General features: G+C 62.3%; 18 protein-coding genes. 8 read left to right on the forward strand and 10 right to left on the reverse strand.

Annotated elements, in window-relative coordinates; genetic code table 11:
• Nucleotides 1–10: 10 nt before the first annotated feature.
• The 9 genes from SM766_RS16640 to SM766_RS16680 all read right to left on the reverse strand — a co-directional run bounded on the left by SM766_RS16640 (nt 11) and on the right by SM766_RS16680 (nt 10,911).
• Nucleotides 11–511 (reverse strand): TRAP transporter small permease, encoded by a 501-nt coding sequence (locus tag SM766_RS16640; protein ID WP_274830437.1) that lies wholly within the window; start codon nt 509–511, stop codon nt 11–13.
• Nucleotides 512–574: 63 nt separating this feature from the next.
• Nucleotides 575–1,546 carry a TRAP transporter substrate-binding protein DctP gene (gene dctP / locus SM766_RS16645; RefSeq protein ID WP_368948498.1) on the reverse strand — a complete coding sequence of 324 codons (972 nt, stop codon included), beginning with the start codon at nt 1,544–1,546 and terminating at the stop codon, nt 575–577.
• Between the two features lie 256 nt (nt 1,547–1,802).
• Complete coding sequence (locus SM766_RS16650) at nt 1,803–2,945, reverse strand: M20/M25/M40 family metallo-hydrolase (RefSeq protein ID WP_368948499.1); 1,143 nt, start codon at nt 2,943–2,945, stop codon at nt 1,803–1,805.
• A gap of 2 nt (nt 2,946–2,947) precedes the next feature.
• Nucleotides 2,948–4,114: a M20 aminoacylase family protein gene (locus SM766_RS16655; protein ID WP_368948500.1), complete on the reverse strand. Its 1,167-nt coding sequence runs from the start codon at nt 4,112–4,114 to the stop codon at nt 2,948–2,950.
• Nucleotides 4,111–5,796, reverse strand: coding sequence for an ABC transporter ATP-binding protein (locus SM766_RS16660; RefSeq protein WP_368948501.1), 1,686 nt, complete (start codon nt 5,794–5,796; stop codon nt 4,111–4,113). The genes SM766_RS16655 and SM766_RS16660 overlap by 4 nt, the downstream gene beginning before the upstream one ends.
• Before the next feature lies 1 nt (nt 5,797).
• Entirely contained in the window at nt 5,798–6,685 is an 888-nt protein-coding gene (locus tag SM766_RS16665) for an ABC transporter permease (protein WP_065271723.1), read from the reverse strand.
• 1 nt (nt 6,686) lies between these two features.
• Nucleotides 6,687–7,628 (reverse strand): ABC transporter permease, encoded by a 942-nt coding sequence (locus tag SM766_RS16670; RefSeq protein ID WP_065271724.1) that lies wholly within the window; start codon nt 7,626–7,628, stop codon nt 6,687–6,689.
• Between the two features lie 78 nt (nt 7,629–7,706).
• Complete coding sequence (locus tag SM766_RS16675; RefSeq protein ID WP_274833220.1) at nt 7,707–9,311, reverse strand: ABC transporter substrate-binding protein; 1,605 nt, start codon at nt 9,309–9,311, stop codon at nt 7,707–7,709.
• Between the two features lie 103 nt (nt 9,312–9,414).
• Nucleotides 9,415–10,911, reverse strand: a complete 1,497-nt coding sequence (locus SM766_RS16680; protein ID WP_368948502.1) for a M81 family metallopeptidase — start codon at nt 10,909–10,911, stop codon at nt 9,415–9,417.
• Between the two features lie 131 nt (nt 10,912–11,042).
• On the opposite strand from SM766_RS16680, the gene SM766_RS16685 reads away from it, so the two are divergent.
• Nucleotides 11,043–11,852, forward strand: a complete 810-nt coding sequence (locus SM766_RS16685; protein ID WP_065271727.1) for an IclR family transcriptional regulator — start codon at nt 11,043–11,045, stop codon at nt 11,850–11,852.
• A 33-nt stretch (nt 11,853–11,885) separates the two neighbouring features.
• On the opposite strand, the gene SM766_RS16690 is transcribed toward SM766_RS16685, so the two are convergent.
• Nucleotides 11,886–12,707, reverse strand: coding sequence for an IclR family transcriptional regulator (locus SM766_RS16690; protein ID WP_274868233.1), 822 nt, complete (start codon nt 12,705–12,707; stop codon nt 11,886–11,888).
• Nucleotides 12,708–12,826: 119 nt separating this feature from the next.
• Between SM766_RS16690 and SM766_RS16695 the strand changes: the two genes are divergently transcribed.
• The 7 genes from SM766_RS16695 to SM766_RS16725 all read left to right on the forward strand — a co-directional run bounded on the left by SM766_RS16695 (nt 12,827) and on the right by SM766_RS16725 (nt 21,251).
• Nucleotides 12,827–14,332, forward strand: a complete 1,506-nt coding sequence (locus SM766_RS16695; RefSeq protein WP_368948504.1) for an ABC transporter substrate-binding protein — start codon at nt 12,827–12,829, stop codon at nt 14,330–14,332.
• A gap of 95 nt (nt 14,333–14,427) precedes the next feature.
• Nucleotides 14,428–15,345 (forward strand): ABC transporter permease, encoded by a 918-nt coding sequence (locus SM766_RS16700; protein ID WP_065271730.1) that lies wholly within the window; start codon nt 14,428–14,430, stop codon nt 15,343–15,345.
• A 1-nt stretch (nt 15,346) separates the two neighbouring features.
• On the forward strand, nt 15,347–16,243 hold the full coding sequence (locus tag SM766_RS16705; RefSeq protein WP_065271731.1) for an ABC transporter permease: 897 nt from the start codon (nt 15,347–15,349) through the stop codon (nt 16,241–16,243).
• 11 nt (nt 16,244–16,254) lie between these two features.
• Nucleotides 16,255–17,262, forward strand: coding sequence for an ABC transporter ATP-binding protein (locus SM766_RS16710; protein WP_274830427.1), 1,008 nt, complete (start codon nt 16,255–16,257; stop codon nt 17,260–17,262).
• A complete protein-coding gene (locus tag SM766_RS16715; protein ID WP_274838703.1) occupies nt 17,259–18,236 on the forward strand; it encodes an ABC transporter ATP-binding protein in 978 nt (325 codons plus the stop codon). The genes SM766_RS16710 and SM766_RS16715 overlap by 4 nt, the downstream gene beginning before the upstream one ends.
• Before the next feature lie 22 nt (nt 18,237–18,258).
• Nucleotides 18,259–19,845 (forward strand): gamma-glutamyltransferase, encoded by a 1,587-nt coding sequence (locus tag SM766_RS16720; RefSeq protein ID WP_368948505.1) that lies wholly within the window; start codon nt 18,259–18,261, stop codon nt 19,843–19,845.
• Nucleotides 19,842–21,251: a M20 family metallopeptidase gene (locus tag SM766_RS16725; RefSeq protein ID WP_368948506.1), complete on the forward strand. Its 1,410-nt coding sequence runs from the start codon at nt 19,842–19,844 to the stop codon at nt 21,249–21,251. Before SM766_RS16720 ends, SM766_RS16725 begins: the two co-directional genes overlap by 4 nt.
• Nucleotides 21,252–21,491: the final 240 nt, after the last annotated feature.

Consider the following 21,491-nt stretch of genomic DNA (forward strand, 5'->3'; position numbering starts at 1 on the left):
AGCAGGTCTTTCAGAGGCCAGTCAGCGGCGCATCATCCTGCACCGGGCGCGCAATCTTGCGCAGGAATTCAAGGGTACAGAGCAGCATCGACGCGGGCAGCGGGATGAAGGTCCACCATTCGGGAAAGGTGAAGGCCGTGCGCACCATGGAGCCGCGGCCCTGCGATTGCATAAGCGCCTCGAACGCGTACCAGCCCATCACCGCGCAGGTCGCCGCGCCGATCAGGCAGGTCATCACCAATGCGCCGCGCCGCGCGGCAGGCGGCAGGGCGCGGGTGATCAGATCGACCTGCACATGGGCATTGATGTGCAGCACCCAAGGCGCCGCCAGAAAGGTTGCCACCATCAAGGCGTATTCAATCGCATCAAGCGCGCCGTAGATCACCGGCAGGCCAAGATTGCGCAGAACAACGTTGAGCGGGATCACCAGCGTGATTGCCGCGATCAGGCCCGCGCTCAGCACAGCCAGAGCGCGCAACAGCGCTGAGAAGGGTTTGTCGAAGAGTGTCATGGCGGCTCCGGTTGGGGGCGGCTCTGAAGAGGGGCAGCCCCGACCGGAGCCGCCCCTCTCGTGTTACTTCAGCAGGCAGGCCTGCAGCTTTGCGCCAAGGTCGGCGTCGATCTTCATGACCTCGCCCCAGCCCTCTTCCTGAGCGGTGGTGTTCCAGGTCGCAGCGGCCTCCCCTTCGAAGGTCAGCGTCTTGATACCGGCATCTGCCTGTGCCTTTGCCTCGGCCGCGTTGCGGCCGACGTTCATGGCGTTCTGCTCTTCGATCCAGGCCGCGCCCTTTTCCAGCAGCGCGCGCTGTTCGTCATCCAGACCGTTCCAAGCGTCGAGATTGACGAGGAAGTTGACATCGACCTGATAGAACCCCGGATCGACGCGATAAGCCGTCTGTTCGTGCCAGCCGAGATCCAGAACCCCCTGGCTGGGCCAGCCGTATCCGTCGATCGCACCGCGCTCCAGTGCGGTATAGACCTCGCCCGGGGCGGTGCGGACCAGTGTGGCGCCCAGTTTCTCGAACATGGCGCGGTAAACCGGCGTGGTGCGCAGCGTCAGACCGGTCAGGTCGGGGCCTTCCAGCGGTTTGGTCAGATAGAGGTGATAGTTCATGTGATCGCCGACGCGGGCGAGATATTTCACGTTCATCTGGTCCTGGTGGATGCTGTCGACCAGTTCATAACAGCCGTTTTCGCGCTGCTCCTGAATGGTGTTCTGGGCCAGATGCAGCGCATCGCCAGTGGGCACGAGGTTCGGGTAGTAGGCGGTGGTGTTGTTGGCAATATCGACGATGCCAGCCTGAACCGCGTTGCCCAGTTCGAACGGCGGCACGGCTTCGGGACCACCCAGAAGCTCGATCTGGACCACGCCCTTGCCGTTCTCGTTCACCCAGTCGACGAAGGCTTCAAAATCGCGAGAGAAGGTGGTGCCGGTAGCAAATGCGGTGACAGCCCGCAGCGACACCTCCTCCGCCTGCGCGGCAGATGTCCCCAGAGCGGTCGCCGCGACAAGCGCAATGGTGGCGGCAGATGAACGGAAAGTCATGTGTGTCTCCCTGACTGAAATCAGGCGCGCCGGTGGACTTTTTTGAACGTCCGGTTGTTGTTTAGGCGGCCTGGCGATGGCGGACCATCTGGCGTTTGCTTTATGCTTGAAATTTCAAGCCTCAAGTAATTTATGTGCAAAATCAAGTATTTTTTATACATGTATTGCAAGGTCTTACTAAAAATCCCCCGACTCTTTCCAAGGCCGGGGGATCACATCTTGCAACCGGAATATTCGGCAGTCCAGCGCGGCCGGATCAGGCGCCCAGACGGCAGTACAGCCCTGCGGCCAGTCGGGCACGTTCGACGAGGCTGTCGATCTCGATATGCTCGTTCAGGGTATGCAAACCTTTGCCGCGCACCCCAATGGAATCGAGGGTCGGAAGCCCCATGAAGCCGGTGAAATTGCCGTCCGATCCGCCCCCGGCAGAGCCTGCGGGCAGCTCGAACCCGATGTCACCCGCGATGCCGCGCGCCACTTCCAGCATCGCCATGGTGCCGGGCTGATCCGGCTCCCAGACCGGGCGGGTGACGCCGCGACGCACCTCCATGATGACATCGCCCTCGGTCGAGTTCAGCGCCATCATCTCTGCGACGCCATCATCCAGCAGTTCCTGCGTTTTGGCCATGGTCAGCACCTCGGCATCGCAGACAGAGGACACGCAGTTGACCCATTTCCCGGCGTTGATCACCCCGACAGAGAAGGTGCAGTCCTCGTTGGTCATGCCTTCGATCACCGCCACGTTGCGGGCCATCTCGGCAATAGCTGATCGTCCCTCGGACAAAGCCCAGCCTGCGTGGCTTGGCCGCCCTCTGGTCTGAAGGTTGAAACGCGCAATCGCGTAGCGGCCGATCACTGCGCCACCATCCGGCCGGGCGGGTTCCGGCACCAGGATATACTGGTGGCGCGCGGCTTCCATCTCGATCAGGCGGCGGGCCATTGGGGTGCCGATTTCCTCATCCGGGGTGAAAAGGAAAGTCACTGGCAGCGGTGTTTCGATCCCGGCTGCCAGGATCTGGCGCATAGCCTCAAGGTAGACGTAGTTGCCGCCCTTCATGTCCATGATCCCGGGACCATAGCAAAGGTTGCCCTCGCGCCGGAACGGCAGCTTTTCCAGCGTACCGACCGGGTGCACGGTATCAAGGTGACCTAGCACCAGAATGCCACCTTCACCCGCGCGGGGATGCGGCATGGTCGCGCGCACACTATCGCCCAGCCCCATACGGCCCGGAATACGTTCGACCCGTGCGCCCAGCGCCGCCAGATCGTGCTGCGCAACATCCATCATGCGGTTCACAGCCGCGGCGTCAAAGGTGGGGCTTTCTGTTTCCACCCACAGCCGCAGCCCTTCGAGCATCTCATCCGCGTCAAAGGGCAGATCCAAGGGATCTTTCGTCATGCTCAGTTCCTTTTCAGACGGGTTTCGATGATCCGCGCATAGACCGAAGCGCCGACAGGCAGGATCGCATCATCCAGCACAAAGGCGGGGTTGTGCAGCGGCACGGTGCCCGCGTGACCAACGCGGCAGTAGGCGCCCGGCACCACCTGCAGCATATCGGCGAAGTCTTCCGATCCAGTCGCCTGATCTTCGGTGATCACCGCCATATCAGGGCCGACGATGTCTGCGGCAGCTTCGATATAGGCCTGAGACAGCTCCGGATCGTTCTGCAGCACGTCAAAGACATTGCGCAGGGACACCTCGATCTCCACCCCATAGGCCGCGGCCATACCGGCGCAGAGTTCCTTCATGCGCGCCTCGGCCATTTCGATCACATCGGCGTGGAAATAGCGGATGGTGCCGGCGATGCTGGCGCTGTCCGGAACCACGTTATAGGCAGAGCCGGAATTGAACTTGGTCACCGACAGAACCAACGGTTTGGTGGGCGGCGTGTTGCGGCTGACGACGCTTTGCAGCTGCTGCACCAGCGCGGTGGCAATCACGATCGGGTCCTTGGACTGGTGTGGCATGGCGGCATGGCTGCCGGTGCCGGAGACGGTGATGTCAAAGAAACTGGCCCCGGCCATCGCCGGGCCGGGGGTGATCTCCACACGCCCCGGCTCGCCATTGGGACTGTTGTGCACGCCGTAGATCTCATCGACCGGGAATTGTTCGAACAGGCCTTCCTCGATCATCCGGCGGGCGCCGCCAAGACCTTCTTCGGCGGGCTGGAAGATCAGAACGGCGGTACCGTCGAAATCGCGGGTTTCAGCCAGGTAGCGCGCAGCCCCCAGCAGCATGGTGGTATGGCCATCGTGGCCACAGGCATGCATCTTGCCCGGGTTGGTCGAGGCAAAGGAAACGCCGGATGCCTCGACGATGGGCAGCGCATCCATATCGGCGCGCAGGCCGATGCGACGGTTGCCGCCTCCCTGCCCCTTGATGATCGCGACAACGCCGGTGCCGCCCAGACCTTCGTGCACCTCGTCAACGCCATAGGCGCGCAGCTGCTCTGCCACGATACCAGAGGTGCGGGTTTCTTCAAATCCCAGCTCGGGATGGGCGTGCAGATCCTGACGGATCGCGGTCAGCTCGGCGGCGAAATCCTCAATTTTGGGAAGAACGCTCATGCATAGTCTCCTGCTATCTGTGACGCGCCGGGAAGGGCGCGAAAGTTGGCAAAGTCCCAATGGCGGCCGGGAGCGGCCTCGATCAGGCTCTGGGTATATTCATGGGCCGGGTTCGCCAGCACATCGGCGGCGCGGCCCTGTTCCACCACGCGGCCGCGCTGCATGACGATGACATCGTCGCAGATCTGGGCAGCCACACGCAAATCGTGGGTGATAAACAACATGCCTATACCAAAACGCGCCTGCACGTCGTCCAAAAGCTCCAGCACCTGCGCCTGTACGCTGACGTCCAATGCGGAAACAGCCTCATCCGCCACAAGAAGGTTCGGTCGCATGGCCACGGCGCGGGCGATGGCAATCCGCTGACGCTGCCCACCAGAGAACTGATGAGGATAGCGGTCAAGCGCGTTGCGCGGCAGGTCCACCAACTCCATCAGATCACCGGCATGATCCATAGCTTCGTCTTTCGAGGTGCCAAAGTTGATCGGCCCCTCGCACAGAGAGCGCGCCACGGTCCAGCGCGGGTTCAGCGAGCGATAGGGATCCTGAAACACAATCTGGAAGTGCTTGCGATGGGGCTGCAACTGGCGGCGGCTTAGGCGCGCGACTTCGGTGCCCGCAACCGCGACAGAGCCGTCCGTGGGATCAATCAGCCGCATGATACAGCGCGCAACGGTGGATTTTCCAGAACCGCTTTCACCAACGATGCCAAGGGTTTGTCCCGGCGCAATGTCGAAATTCACATCCTGAGCGGCGCGCACCTCGTCATTCTTGCGGAAGACACCGCCGCCGCCATAGACCTTTTCCAGCCCGCCGACTTTCAGCACCGGCTCGGCGCCCGTGGGCGCACGCGGGGCGCGGGGCGCCAGGTTCGGAACCGCCTGCAACAGTTTGCGGGTATAGTCCTCCTGCGGCGCGGTCAGCAGCTCGGCAATCGGCGCGCGTTCCACGATCTGGCCCTGCTGCATGACGCAGACGGTATCAGCGATCTCGGCCACAACGCCCATGTCGTGGGTAATGAACAGAACAGCGGTGCCGTGGCGCTCCTGCATCTCGGCGATCAGCTTTAGGATCTGCTGCTGGGTGGTGACATCCAGAGCCGTTGTCGGCTCATCCGCGATCAGCAGATCCGGGTCCAGCACCAGTGCCATGGCGATCATGATCCGCTGCCGCTGCCCGCCCGAAAGCTGATGCGGAAAGGCGGAATAGATGCGCTGCACATCCGGCAGGTGCACCTGCTCCATGATGTCGAGGGTGCGCGCCTTCGCCTCAGCTGCCGACAGATCGGTGTGCATACTCAGCACCTCTTCAATCTGTTCACCGACCCGCAGCACCGGGTTCAGCGCCGTCATCGGCTCCTGAAAGATCATCGCCACGCGTTTGGCGCGCAGCTCGCGCATCTGCGACGCGCTGGCGGCGGTGATCTCCACCTCCTTGAGGTCGATGCGCCCGCCGGTGATCTCAAGCGCGCCCTTGGGCAACAGCCCCATAGTTGCCAGCGAGGTCACCGATTTGCCCGAGCCGCTTTCACCCACCAGGCACAGGGTTTCACCGGCGCGGATGTCGATATCGATGCCGCGCAGCACCGGATCGGTCATGCTGGTCCCGCTGAGCCCGACGGTCAGGCCGCGAATGGTCAGAACCTGTTCCGCCTGCGAGAAGTCCTTGGATTTGAACTGCATCTTATGCCTCCCGTTTCTTCAGACGCGGATCCAGAAGGTCACGCGCGGTATCGCCCAGAAGGTTGATCGACAGGATGCAGAGCGACAGCATCACCCCCGGCCAGAAGATCAGACCCGGCTTGATCTGGAAGAAGGTGCGCCCCTCCGCCATGATATTGCCCCAGGTCGGGATCTCGGTAGAAACGCCTGCGCCCAGGAAGCTGAGGATCGCTTCGATCAGGATCGCGGAGGCGCAGATATAGGTGCCTTGCACGATCAGCGGCGCCAATGTGTTCGGCATCAGGTGCTGGATCAGGATCTTCGGCATCGAAGAGCCCAGCGCGATGGCCGCCTCCACATAGGGTTCCTCGCGCGCGCTCAGCACGACTGAGCGCACCAGCCGCACCACGCGGGGCACCTCGGGGATGGTGATAGCGAGGATGACGGAATGCAGGCTTGGCCCGTTGAGGGCAACCAGCGCAATCGCCAGCAGGATCGCCGGGATCGCCATCAAGCTGTCCATGATCCGCATGATGACCCCGTCGGCAGCGCGGAAGAAGCCCGCAACCAGACCGATGGCAAGGCCGATGGCGACGCTGACCACGGCCGCGCCCACGCCGATCAGCAGCGACACGCGCCCGCCGGTCATCACCCGGCTGAAGATGTCGCGACCGTATTGGTCGGTGCCAAGGATATGCGCCTCTGACGGCGGTTTCAGGCGCGCCAGCGCATCCATCGAAAGCGGATCATAGGGCACATAAAGCGGCGCCAAAAGCGCGGCCAGCACGATGAGCGTCAGCATCAGCGCGGCCAGCATCGGCCCCAGCCCAAGGCGGGCGCCCGCAGGCAGCGACAACAGGCGGATCAGCGGCTGAAAGGCGCTCTGACTGGAGGAAGAATGATCGGTCATGTCAGTAACGGATCCTCGGGTCAAAGAAGGAATAGGAGATGTCCACCAGAAGGTTGACCAGCACGTAGATGCCCGCGGTCAGCAGGATCATCGCCTGGATCACCGGGTAGTCACGCGCGAGGATGGCATCGACGGTGAGACGCCCGATCCCGGGGATGTTGAACACGCTTTCGGTGACCACCACGCCGGAAATCAGCAGCGCAAAACCGGTGCCGATGATGGTGAGGATCGGAACTGCCGCGTTGCGCAGCGCATGGCGGAACAGCACCGTGTTCTCGCGCACGCCCTTGGCACGGGCGGTGCGGATGTAATCCTCGCCCAGCACCTCAAGCATGGATGCGCGGGTCATCCGGGCAATCAGCGCCACATAGATCGTCGCCAGTGTCAGCGAGGGCAGGATGGCGCGGATGAAGAAATCGCCCAGCCCGTCGGTCGGGGAGGCATAACCCTGTACAGGTACCCAGCGCAGTTCGATGGCAAAGATCTGGATCAACACATAACCGATCACGAAGACCGGCACCGAAAAGCCGAGGACAGAGAAGGACATCACCGCAAAATCGGCCCAGGTCCGGTGGCGCCAGGCGGCGATCACCCCCATCGGCACGGCCAACAGGACCGAGATGATGATGGTCATCAGGGCGATATTGATGGTCGGCCCCAGGCGGTCCCCGATCATGTCAGCCACCGAGGTGTTGGAAATCAGGGAGGTCCCGAGATCGCCCTGCAGCATCTGCCCGGTCCAGGTGAAGAACTGCACATGCAGCGGGTCATTGAGGCCAAGATTGTCGCGGATCCGTTCAAGCTGTGCCGGAGTGGCGGCGTCGCCTGCAAGAATGGCTGCCGGATCGCCCGGTGTCAGCCGGAGCAAAAGAAAGACGAAGACGGCCACGATGATCATGACTGGAACGGTCGCCAGGACGCGCTTCAGGATATAGCTGAGCATAGACAGCTACCTTTTGAATTAGTGTGGAAAAGCCGGGGCGCGGGAGAGTTCCGCGCGCCCCGGAAGTCGGGGGAGGGATTAGTCTTCCTTGGTCACGTTCCAGAACACCGGAACCGGCGAGGGGATCATGTTCTGGATCGCGTTCTGACGCGCCTGCGGCATGGTGTATTCGCCAAGGTGGATGTAGTTCACGTTGTCCATCACGTGTTCCTGGATCTTCACCGCAACCTCTTTGCGTTCCGCATCAGAGGCCGCTGCGACAAAGTCGGAGCGCAGGGCCTCGATCTTCTCATCCGAAGGCCAGCCGAACCAGGCATCGTCGCCACGGCCGTTGACCATCACGTTGATCAGCGGGTCCGAGATTTCAGGCACCATCCAGTTGGTGAAGAAGATGTTCCAGCCACCTTCTGCCGGGGGCAGCTGCTGGGCACGACGGTTCACAACGGTCTGCCAGTCCATCGGCTGCATGTCGACGTTGAAGCCCGCTTCGCGCAGGGCCTGCGCCGCGACTACCGGCTGGTTCGACAGGCTGACCACATCGGTCGGCGCCATCAGAACGATGGGCGTGCCATCATAACCGGCTTCTTCCAGCAGGGCCTTTGCCTTGTCCGGATGCGCGCCGGAAGTGATCGCTTCGGCACCGGCCTCGTCGCCCAGCGGCGTGTCACAGCCAAAGATCGCACCGCAGACCTTGTAGTAGGACGGATCGCCCATCATGGTCGCCAGCACGTTTTCCTGGCTCAGTGCTTCCAATGCGGCCTGACGGACCTTCGGATTGTCAAAAGGCGCGTGCAGGAAGTTCGGGCGGCCAATGGTCACGTAACCCAGCGGGTCGCGGGTTTCGACAGTGACATCCGGTGCGGTTTGCAGGATCGGCAGCAGGTCGACCTGAACCTGTTCAAGGTAGTCGATTTCACCGGCAGCCAGCGCGTTGATGGCGGTCAGCGAGTCCGGCATGGTGGTCCAGACCACCTTGTCGACGTTCACGACCTTGCCACCGGCCATCCAGCTCGCTTCTTCGCTGCGCGGCACGTAACCATCAAACTTGCTGTAGGTGACCGAAACGCCGGGTTCGTATTCATCGGTTTCAAACACGAAGGGACCGGAGCCGACATATTCGGTGATGGTCTCATCCGCCGAGGTCTCTGCCACACGCTTGGGCATGATGAAGGGCGGAACCGCCGACTGTTTGGAAATCACGTTCATCAGCGGCGGGAAAGGTTCGGACAGGGTCCAAACGACGGTCTTGTCGTCGGTCGCCTCAAGGCTTGCGGTGACGTCAAAAATCATCTGACCGCCACTGTCACGCTTGCCCCAGCGGGTCAGCGAGGCAACAACATCTTCACCGGTGACCGGCGCGCCATCGTGGAACTTCAGCCCGTCGCGCAGGGTGAATGTATAGGTCAGCCCGTCGTCAGAGACCGCAAATTCGGCCATCTGGGGCTGCGGCTGGAAGTTTTCATCAACGGCGGTCAGGACGTCATAGACCATATAGCCGTGGTTGCGAGTGATATGCGCAGTAGTAATCACCGGGTCCAGAACACGGAGGCCCGAGTGCATCACTGCCGTGATCACCTTTTCTTCTTCGGCCTGGGCCGCAAGCGGTGTCAGCATGGTGGCACCCGCCATCAGCGTTGCAGCCATGCTGCCGCGCAGGGCGGAAAGGGGACGAAGTGTTTTCATTCTTGTTTTCCCTGTTGTTGTGAGGAGGAACGGTTCTGTTGTTTTTGGTTTTGGGCTCCGGCGAAACACCCGCCGAAACCAGGGCGCAGGGCGCCGTATGAGTTCAGGACCCGAAGACGGGTCCGTTGGGGGACAGGCGCAGGCCTGTCCGCAGCCGCGTGAACGGCAGGTCTGCCGGGCTGAAGGCCATCGGCCCCGGCGCCAGACAGACCAAGGTTTTCCCGGCGATCGGATCGAAATCCGCCCGGAAATGGGTTGAGCTCTTGAGAACGAGAATGGATTGGTCCTCAGGCGTGATGCCGACAAAGCGGAACATCTCACGGTCGGCGAGCTGGGCAATCTGGCTGGTGACCACCACCCGCACGCCGCCGATCCGCAGACAGGCTGCGGGGCTGAGATCGAGCCAGGTGCCCCCATAATAAGGACCGGTCGCCTGCAGCTTGTCCGTGACCAGCCGCTCCACCACCGCTTCGGCTTCAAACGGCACGTCCTCAGGGAAATCCGGGTGCCCGCCAAGGGACAGCGTCACGCTGGCCCCCTCCCCCGCAGCAAAGGCGCGCGAAACGGACTCAGGATCCACGATCAGGCCAAGGGCTGCATTCTGTGCCTCCGCTTCGACCAGCGCGCGCAGCATGCCGGTTGTGGTGGCAGCACCGCCAGCACCGGGGTTGTCCTGCGTATCGGCCAGCACGATTGGGCCCTTAACGCCTGTGGCCAGAAGCCGCTGCGCCTCGGCCACGCCTTCGGCTGCCGTATAGGTCCGGCTGTCAAAGGCGCTTTCGGCCTCCCCGTAGGCCGCCGCGATCTGGTCGACCGCAGCTTCTGCCGCCTTTTGTGTCGGGGCAAATGCGATGGCGCAGGGGCTACAGTCAGGAATATCCGCTGCCGGGAAACCCATGAACAGGGAGGCCGCTGTGCCCGCATCGTCCATTTGCGCGACCGAACGATAAAGGGATGCGGCAGGCTCCATCGTCGTGCTCTGGAACGAGATCGGGACCAGATAGGGCAGGCTGCGATAGGCCTTGGCCGGGAGGGTTCCGCTGCGCAGGATATCATCCAGCAGCCGCGCCGCGCGGGCGCCTGTCTCTGCCATGTCCACATGCGGATAGGTGCGAAAACCGGTCAGCACATCGACCATTTCCACCAGCCGCCGCGAGATATTGCCATGCAGGTCCAGCGCCGCGGCAATCGGCACATCCGGTCCAACGACCGCCCGCACACGAGTGGCAAGCTCACCCTCGCCATCATCCAGATGAGTGGTGACCATGGCGCCGTGTAGATCGAGGAAGACACCATCCAGCGGTCCGGCCGCCCGGATGCCTTCTACGATGCGTTTGGCGATGCTTTCAAAGGCCTCTTCGGTCACATGCGCCGACGGGATAGCCCCCGCCCATAGAACCGGCTCCACCTGCCAGCCGCGCTCTGCCGCGACGGTCAGGGCACCGCTGATGCCCAGATTCACACCCTTGCCCGCCTCCAGCAGCGCCGCGCCTTCGGTCAGCGGGATATAGCCGCCGCCCTGCTGAAAGGCCGGTAGATCCGCGGGGTTGGGCGCGAAGGTGTTCGTCTCGTGAAGAAATCCGGCCAGGGCGACCCGCATCAGTCATCACTCCGTAAAGAACAAGGTTGCCGCAACGGCAACCTTGCTAAATGTATTATATAGTGATACAGTTGTATCATGAATCAATCGTAGGCATCCAATTTCGGATTCGTCAACACTCAGGCGGACTCATGCGACCCAATGTCAGAACAACCCCGGGCAAAGAGCTGAAATTCGAAGCAGAAGAGGGCGATGCGCTTTTTGTGCGTTCTGCGGCGCGGGCCATGCAGGTCCTTGCGGCCTTTCACGGGGTCAACAAGGCGCTTAGCCTGAGTGAAATCGCCAAGCTGTCGGGGCTGGATCGCTCCGCCACCCAACGCATCGTCCACACGCTGGCAAAACTGGACTATGTCCGGCGCAGTTCGGATGATCGCGGCTATCTGCCCGGCCTGCGCCTTCTGGATCACACGCTGGATGTGCTGCGCCTCGACCCCTTGGTGCAAAAGGCAACGCCGGTCCTGCTGGAGCTGCGCCGCTCCCTGCGGGAACGCATCGACCTCAGCCTGTTTGACGACACCCGGATGATTTACGCCTTCCGCATCCAAAGCAAACGCGAGACGTTTTATGCGACGCTCGTTGGCCACAGCGTTCCGGCCTTTGCCACGGCGGGTGGGCGCGCGGCGCTGTCGCTGATGACCGATGATGAGGTCCGGGAGGTTCTGGGCAGGTCCGAATTGATAGAATACACCGCCGCAACCCGCACCGATCCCGAGGAAATTCTGGAGCAGGTCCGGATTGCACGTACCAATGGCTATGCGGTGATCGTCGATGAATACCTGCGCGGCGAAGTCGCCATCGGCGTCGGCATTTCACGCGACGGGCGCCCCATCGGCGCCATCCACGTTGCAGGCTCGCTCTCTGAATGGTCGCAGGACGAATTCGAACGTCAGGCCGCGCCGGTGGCGATGGAAGCCGCACGCGATATCATGGCCAGCCTGTAGGGGCTTTGACCACGGCCAAACCGGGCGCCGTTGTTACCTATGCGGTGGTGTAATCGAGTTTGCGACATCCAGCAGATAAGGCACCAACTCGCGCTCGACCCGCTCAATCGTCCAGTGGAAGGCAGAGACAGAACATTGCACCGACGCGCGGGCAATGCCGTTGGGGCCGCGGATCGGTGCGGAAATCCCGATCTCGTTCAGGATCATCTGATCCTCAGTCAGACTGAAGCCGCGCTCTGCGGTTCGGGTGATCTGCCGCCCCAGTTCTTCGCGGTCCATGGTGGTGCGAGCGGTCATCTGCCGCAGCGGCCAGTTTTCCAGTGCTTCCGCAACATCCTCAGGCGCCCAGGTGGACAGAATCGCCTGCCCGGGCGAAGTGGACAGCGCTGGCAGGCTGCGCCCGACCAGCATCGCTTCGAAGTTGGTCCGCTGGCAGGGCAGCCGGGTGACATAGACGATATTGGTGCCGGAGATTTCAGCCAGGTTCACCGTCTCGCCCAGCCGCTGTGACAGTTCGATCAGTTTTGGCATCGCCAGCGCCACCAGATGATCGGACCAGTAATAGGCATAGGCCAGCCCGAGCCAGGCATGGGTCGGACGGAATCTCTTGGTCACCGGATCCCGGTTGAGAAAGCCTTCGACCGCCAGGGTATTGGCCAGCCTCTGCACCGCGCTTTTGTCCATTCCGCTGAGCTTGACCAGTTCGGTCAGCGACAACTCAGTATGGTTGCGGTCGAATATTTTAAGTAGTTTCAGACCCTTGGCCAGAGAGGACACATAAAGCGTGTCCTGCTTCCGGGGGGTAGCACTGTTATCGCCACCGGCGTCACCGGACATTTTTCGACTTGACGACATGGGACAGGCTGCCCTCTTATGACATTATTGTGATAGTGAGTATCATATAATAATACCAATGTCAAACCCTGAGTACTGTTGCACCCTATGGCAGCCCTTCAGGTCAACATGGAGTAAACATGAAACGCTTTCTGATCCCCGCGACCGTTCTTGCGCTCAGCGCTGCAGCTGCGCATGCAGACAAGTCCGAAGACGTGCTGAATGTGGCCTTCACCAAAGAGCTGGAGAACGTCGACAGCTACTTCAACTCCTCCCGTGAAGGCGTTGTGCTGCAGCGCGCGGTCTGGGACGGTCTGATCTACCGCGATCCCATCACCAACGAATACAAGGGTAACCTTGCAACCTCTTGGGAGTGGATCGACGATCTGACGCTGGAGCTGAAACTGCGTGAAGGCGTGACCTTCCACAACGGCGAACCCTTTGATGCGGACGATGTGGTCTACACCGTGAACTTCGTTGCCGAAGAACAGAACGGCGTGAAGACCCAGCGCAACGTCAACTGGATGAAATCGGCCGAGAAGGTCGACCAGTACACCGTGCGCATCAACCTGAAAGCCCCCTTCCCCGCCGCGATCGAATTCCTCTCCGGTCCGGTCTCGATGTATCCGAATGAATATTACGCCAAAGCCGGTCCCTCGGGCATGGGCCTGGAGCCCGTCGGCACCGGTCCCTACAAGGTGGTTTCGGTCGACCCGGGCAAGCATTTCGTGCTGGAGAAATACGAAGGCTACCACGACAGCCCCAAAGGCCAGCCCGAAGTCGGCACCGTCGACATCCGCACCATCCCCGATGTGAACACGCAGATGGCGGAACTGTTCAACGGCTCGCTGGATCTGATCTGGCAGGTGCCGTCTGATCTGGCGGAAAAGCTGGAGCAGATGGGCAAGTTCACCGTTGCCAACGAAAGCACCATGCGCATCGGTTATCTGACGCTGGATGCCGCCGGTCGCACCGGTGAAGACAACCCCTTCACCGACGTACGCGTGCGCCGCGCGGTGGCCCATGCCATCGACCGCGAGGCATTGGTTTCGGCGCTGCTCAAAGGTAAGAGCCAAGTGATTTCCACCGCCTGCTTCCCCAGCCAGTTCGGCTGCGATCAGGATGTGGTCTCCTATGAATACGACGTCGAAAAAGCCAAGGCCCTGCTGGCCGAAGCGGGATACCCCGATGGGTTCAAGACCGAGTTCTACGCGTACCGCAACCGCGACTACGCCGAAGCGATCTCCAGCTTCCTGAACGCTGTCGGCATCGACACCGATTTCAAGATGCTGCAGTACTCTGCCCTGCGCGAACTGCGCATGAAGAGCGGCACGCCGGTCTCCTTCCAGACCTGGGGCTCCTACTCGATCAACGACACCTCGGCGATCACCAGCCAGTTCTTCAAGCTCGGCTCGCTTGACGATGCCCGCGACGAAGAAGTTGCCGGCTGGCTCGATACCGCTGACAGCGCCACCGATCCCGAAGTGCGCAAGGAAAACTATTCCAAGGCACTGAAAAAGATCGCGGATCAGGCCTATTGGGTGCCGATGTTCTCCTACAACACCAACTACGTCTTCTCTCAGGATGTGGCCTACACCCCCACCGCCGATGAAGTCCTGCGCTTCACCGACATGGAATGGAAGTAAGCTGATCCCTGCGGCGGGGCCCCGGCCCCGCCGTCTCTGCTCCCCGCCCTGCCCGGGTGGTTCTCCCTTACCCTGCCCAGCAAATGAGGTTCCCCTTGCTGCGTTTCATACTGAAGCGGGCCGGGCTGGCCATATTGGTCGCCCTTACGGTCTCGTTGATTTCCTTTAGCCTGCTGTTTTTGTCCGGTGATCCCGCCACGGCGATCGCGGGCGAACATGCCAGCGATCAGGATGTCGAAGCCATCCGCCGCATCTACGGGTTTGATCGCCCGATGCTGGTTCAATACTGGGACTGGCTGGTCAGTGCCCTGCGTGGCGATTTCGGCGAAAGCTACTATTTCAAGCTGCCGGTGGCGAGCCTGATCATGGACCGCCTGTCCATCACCATGACCCTGGGTGTCTGCGGCATTTCCTTTGCCCTGCTGACCGCTGTTCCGCTTGGCGTGGCTGCCGCGATCAAGCCGAACTCGCTGATCGACCGTCTGGCCCTGTTCCTGTCTGTTGCCGGTCAGGCGATGCCCAGCTTCTGGTTCGGCCTGATCCTCATCGTGGTCTTCTCGATTCAGCTTGGCTGGCTGCCGCCCTCGGGCACGGCAACGCCGCTGCACTTCGTGATGCCGACCATCGTGCTTGGCTACTACGCGATGCCCGCGATCATGCGTCTGACCCGTGCAGGGATGCTCGAAGTGCTGTCCTCGGACTACATCCGCACCGCCCGCGCCAAGGGCGCGCCAGAGGGGCTGGTGATGTTCAAACACGCGCTGCGCAACGCGATCATCCCGGTGGTGTCGCTGGCGGCCGTGCAGATGGGCTTCATGCTGGGCGGCTCGATCGTGGTTGAATCCATCTTCGCGCTGCATGGCGCAGGTTACCTCGCCTGGGAATCCATCAGCCGCAACGACCTGCCGACCGTGCAGGCGCTGATCCTTGTATTCTCGATGTTCTATATCGTTTTCACCTTCCTTGCCGACGTGTTGAACGCCTGGCTGGACCCCCGCATGAGGGCCGGATGACATGACCCAGACTGCTGATCCTCTTCTTCAGGACATTATCGGCCCGACCCCGGGCCAGCTGCTGCGCAAGCGAATCTTTGGCCATCAGGGCCTGTTGATTGGCGGCGTGGTGCTCGCACTGCTCGTCATCGTCGCGCTGTTTGCCCCCTATATCGCGCCGCATGATCCCTATGCCCAAAGCCTGCTCGCACGGATGGAACCGCCGGTCTTCCTTGGCGGCACATGGGAACATCCGCTGGGCACCGACCACCTTGGCCGAGACTACCTGTCGCGCCTGATCTATGGCGCCCGCGTGTCGCTGATGATCGGCGTCGTGGCGGCGCTGATCTCGGGCCTCATCGGCACCGCCATGGGCGTGGCCGCAGGCTATTTCGGTGGCCGCGTCGATGCGGTGGTGACCTTCCTCATCAACGTACGTCTGGCGATGCCCGTGGTGCTGGTGGCACTGGCCGTTGTCGCGATCTTCGGCGGCTCGCTCACCGTGGTGATCCTCGTTCTGGGTCTCTTGCTCTGGGACCGCTTTGCCGTGGTGATGCGCTCCTCGACCCTGCAGGTGCGCGGCCGCGAATATGTCGCCGCCGCCCGCGCCATCGGCTGTTCCAACACCCGCATCGTGATGTCGGAAATCATGCCCAATATCGTCAACAACCTGATCGTTGTCGTGACGCTAGAGATGGCCCACGCCGTCCTGCTCGAAGCGGCGCTGTCCTTCCTGGGTCTTGGCGTGCAACCGCCGACGCCCTCCTGGGGCCTGATGGTCTCCGAGGGCAAGCAGATGATGCTGTTCGAACCCTGGCTGGTTCTGATCCCCGGCTTTGTGCTCTTTGCGCTGGTTCTGGCGATCAACCTGCTGGGTGATGGTCTGCGCGACGTCACCGCACCTGAAAACCGCAACTGAGGGAGGCAGGCATGACTGACACACCGATACTCTCTGTCCGCAACCTGACGCTGGATATTCCCGTCGGCGGCGGCACCCTGCACGCCGTACGCGGCATCGATTTCGACCTCAACCGGGGCGAAACGCTCTGCATCGTTGGTGAAAGCGGCTCCGGCAAGTCCCTGACCTCGCTCGCGATCATGGGGCTTCTGGGCAAGAAGATCTCGCGCAAGGCGGATCAGCTGTCCTTTGACGGCATCGACCTGATGAAGACCAGCCAACGCGGCATGCGCAAGCTGCGCGGTCTTCGCATGTCGATGATCTTTCAGGAGCCGATGACCTCGCTCAACCCGGCCTATACCATCGGCGACCAGCTTACCGAGGCACTGCTGCTGCACAAACCGGTGTCGAAGGATCAGGCCCGCGCCCGCGCGGTGGAACTCCTGGAAAAGGTTGGCATCACCGCCGCCGAAAGCCGCCTGTCGCAATATCCGCACCAGCTTTCGGGCGGCTTGCGGCAGCGGGTGATGATCGCGATGGCTCTGATGTGTGAGCCGGAACTGATCATCGCGGATGAGCCGACAACCGCGCTCGACGTGACCATTCAGGCGCAGATCCTGCGGCTTCTGGTCGATCTGCAAAAAGAACTGGGCATGGCGATGATCCTCATCACCCATGACCTGGGCGTGGTGGCCCGTGTCGCCGACAAGGTTGCGGTGATGTATGCGGGCGAGCTGGTCGAGACTGGCCCCGCCACCGCCGTCTTCGAGTCCCCGGCGCACCCCTATACCCGCGGCCTGTTGCGCTGCATCCCGGTGCCCGGCAAGACCGAGCGCGGCGCTGAACTCGGCACCATCCCCGGCATCGTACCTTCGCTGGTTGGGGATGTGACCGGCTGCCCCTTCCGCACCCGCTGCGATCACGCAGTCGCGGCCTGCCGCGAACCGATCCCGCTGCGCGAACACGCCAGTTCCGATCACAACTTCCGCTGTGTCCACGCCGATGGCCACGCCCAGAACTCCGAAGAGGTGCCCGCATGAGCGATACTCCCGTGTTGGAACTGCGCAACGTGTCCAAGACCTATTCGGTCAAACAGGGCATGTTTTCCTCTCCCAAGCCGCTGAAGGCGGTCAATGACGTGTCGCTGAAGATCGGCCGCGGCGAGGTCCTTGGCCTTGTCGGGGAATCCGGCTGCGGCAAATCCACCCTCGCCAAGATCCTGCTGGGCCTTGAACAGCCTACCGAGGGTCAGGTGCTGGTGGATGGCAAGGAACTTGGCGCCCAGAACCGGTCGGAACTGGCCCGCCGCATCCAGCCGATCTTTCAGGATCCCTACTCCTCGCTCAATCCGCGTAAGAGCATCTACGACATCATATCTTTGCCGCTGCGGGTGCATAATGTCGGTGACAGCGCCAGCCAGGAAAAGGCGGTGCGCGAGATCCTGGACATCGTCGGCCTGCCCGCGCGGGTGATGAATACCTACCCCAGCCAGATGTCCGGCGGTCAGCGGCAGCGGGTGGCGATTGCCCGGGCGCTGATCATGAAGCCCGAGATCGTCATCTGTGACGAGCCAACCTCGGCGCTGGATGTGTCTGTGCAGTCGCAGATCTTGAACTTGCTTGCAGATCTGCGCCGTGAATTCGGCCTCACCTACCTGTTCATCAGCCATAACCTTGCGGTGGTGGAACACCTCGCGAACCGGGTGGCGGTAATGTACCTCGGCCGGATCGTCGAGGAAGCCAGTGTTGAAGGCCTGTTCGACCGCAGCCGCCATCCCTATTCCGATGCGCTGCTGCAATCGGTGCTGACCCCGGATCCCAACAAGGGCGTGCCGGACACGCACCTGGGCGCGGCCTACCCGAACCCGATTGCGCCCCCATCAGGCTGCCATTTCCACCCGCGCTGCGCCAAGGCAATGCCCCAGTGCAGCCAGCTTGCGCCCCAGACCGTTGCGACCGAAGATGGCCGCGTCGAATGCCACCTCTTTGACAGCGCCCAGACCTCTGCGGCCTGATCGGACAGAAAGGAAGACTCACATGATATCCAATCTCTCCTCGACGCAGGTGACCCGCAAGACGGTGATCGAAACCGAATACGGCGTCGTCGCAGCCCAGCACAGCCGCGCCGCCCGGATCGGGGCCGATGTGCTGGCCGCAGGCGGAGACGCGGTGGATGCCGCCGTCGCCGTCTCCTTTGCCATTGGGGTGGTCGAACCCTGGATGAGCGGCCCGGCCGGTGGCGGTGCCGCCATGCTCTGGCGCGCTGACGAAGGGCGCGCCTATGCACTCAACTACGGCATGCGCGCGCCCAAGGGGTTGAACGTCGCCGATTATCCGCTGTCCGGCGAAGGCAAGGCCGGCGATCTCTTCCCCTGGGAAAAGGTCGTCGAAGACCGCAACGTGCAAGGCGCCACCGCCATTGCGGTGCCGGGCACCGTCGATGGTGTGGGCAAGGCCCACGCGCGGTTCGGCAAGCTGCCGTGGAAGGACTTGCTGCAACCGGCCATCGCACTTGGCCGCGAGGGGCTTGCAGTGGACTGGTATGCGGCGCTGATCATCGCCTCGACCACCCGCGCGCTGGCGCAGGACGCCGACGCCGCGGCGCTGTTCCTTGAGGACGGTCAATGGCCAACCATCGCGGGCTGGACCAGCCTCGCGGACAAGCGTCTCGACATGTCCAAGATGGCTGATACCCTGTCTCAGCTGGCCGAGGCCGGGGCACGGGATTTCTACGAAGGTGACATCGCCGCCGCCATGGCCGCCGACGTGCAGGCCAAGGGCGGATCGCTTTCGGTCGAAGACCTTGCCAGCTATCATGCAGAGCTGCAGGATCCACTGTCCTTTGCCTATCGCAACGCACGGTTCAACGTGATGCCGGGGCTGACCGCCGGACCGACATTCCGCGATGCCTTTGCCCATCTCGAAGACGCCTTGACGCCCGGCGATCAACCGGGTGCAGAGGCCTATACCGCCTATGCCGCCGCGCTGAAGGCCGCCTATGCCAAACGTCTGTCGGGCATGGGCGATGATGGCGAAACGCCGGATGCCCCCGGTTGCACCACGCATTTCTCGGTGGTGGACCGTCACGGCAACATGGTGTCCCACACCCAAACGCTGCTGTCCATCTTCGGCTCCCGCGTGGTGTCGCCACAGACCGGATTGCTGATGAACAACGGCATCATGTGGTTCGACCCCGAGCAGGGCAAACCGAACTCGCTGGCGCCCGGTAAACGCTGCCTGATGAACGTCTGCCCTGTTCTGGGCGAGACTGAAAGCGGCAGCCGCTTTGCCTTTGGCGCATCCGGCGGGCGCAAGATCGTCTCGGCCGTTGCGCAGCTGTCGTCCTTTGTGGCGGACTTTGGCATGGACGTGGGCGAGGCTTTCCACCAGCCCCGGATTGATGTCTCCGGCGGTGAGACCGTGGTCGCGGACGACAGCCTGCCCGCCGATGTGATCGCCGCGCTTGAGGCCGAGCACAACACGGTCACAACCCGCCGCGCCGTCTTCCCCTATGCCTTCGCCTGCCCGGCCGGCGTTCAGCGCAAGGAAGGCCGCAACAGCGGCTGCACCGAAATCATGTCGCCCTGGGGCGATGCCATTACCGAACCTGTGGAGCAGAAATGACCGCATCTACCAGCCGCGACGGCGCAATTTCCCGTGTCAGCAGTTATTTTGACGAAGGCACCTTTCAATCCGACCTGGCCCGTTGGGTCACCTACCCGACCGAAAGCCAGAACCCCGAGGCCGCGCCTGAGCTGATGCGCTACCTTGTCGAGGTGATCGAGCCCCGTCTCACCGCCTCCGGGTTTACCTGCGAGATCTTCCCGAACCCCGATCCCGCCGGTGGCCCGCTGCTGATCGGTGAACGGATCGAGGATCCGGCGCTCACCACTGTTCTGACCTATGGCCATGGCGATGTGATCCGCGCCCAGACCGATCAGTGGCGCGAAGGGCTTGGCCCCTTCACTCTGGTCGAGGAAGGCGACCGGCTTTATGGTCGCGGCACCGCCGACAACAAGGGCCAGCATCTGGTCAATATCGCCGCGCTGGAGGCCGTGCTGGCCGAACGCGGCAGCCTTGGCTTCAACGTAAAGATCGTGATTGAAATGTCCGAGGAAACCGGTTCTGCCGGTCTGCCGGAATTCTTCACCGTGCAGAAGGACCGCCTGAAGGCCGACGTGTTGATCGCCTCAGACGGGCCGCGCCTGCAGCCCGATACCCCCACCATGTTCATGGGCTCGCGCGGCGGTGTCAGCTTCGACCTTGAACTCGACCTGCGCGAGGGTGCGCATCACTCGGGCAACTGGGGCGGCCTGCTGGCGGACCCGGCGATGATCCTGGCCCACGCGCTCACCTCCATCTGCGACCGCCGCGGCCAGATCCAGATCCCGGAATGGCGCCCTGACAGCCTGACCGACACCGTGCGCGCCGCGCTGGACGGTCTGCCGCTCGAGGGCGACAGCGGCCCTGCGATCGACAGCGACTGGGGCGAGACCTCGCTGACCCCTGCCGAGCGGGTATTCGGCTGGAACTCCTTTGCCGTGCTGGCAATGACCAGCGGCGTGCCCGAAGCGCCGGTCAATGCCATCGCGCCCACTGCCCGCGCCACCTGCCAGCTGCGCTATGTGGTGGGCACCGATCCCGATGACATCCTGCCCGCGCTGCGCCGCCATCTGGACAAACACGGGTTCGAAAACATCAAGGTCACCCCGCATGACCGCGGGTTCTTCAAGGCAACCCGCCTGGATCCCGATCACCCCTGGGTGACCTTCGTGGCCGGATCTCTGACCGAAACCGCAGGCAAGAAACCGCATATCCTGCCGAACCTTGCGGGGTCTCTGCCGAACGACAGCTTTGCCGATATCCTTGAACTGCCGACGGTCTGGGTGCCACATTCCTATCGCGGATGTTCGCAGCACGCCCCGAACGAACATGTTCTGAAACCCGTCTGCCGCGACGCGCTGCGCTGCATGACCGGCCTGTTCTGGGACCTGCCAAAGGCGAACGCGGACGGCACTGCGGCCAGCTGACCGCACGTTACATTTGATCGAAACAAAGGGCTCGCGGCTTTCCGGAGCCCTTTGTTGCAGTTCAATTTTCCAAAAAATCCAAGCGCGAGTGAGGACTGTTAGCGCGCCACTGTTCGATCTTGACCTGCCCCCCGAGGCTCCCTTATTCATAACGAGAGTCTGCGGGTCTGGTTTTCATATTCTCCGTCGTCTGATTGGGCAAGCGCGCCGGGCGCGGAGCCCTCAAATTGCTCAAGCGTC

It is taken from the genome of Pseudophaeobacter sp. A-200-2, from assembly GCF_041008815.1.
GTDB classification, from domain to species: Bacteria; Pseudomonadota; Alphaproteobacteria; order Rhodobacterales; family Rhodobacteraceae; genus Phycobacter; species Phycobacter gallaeciensis_A.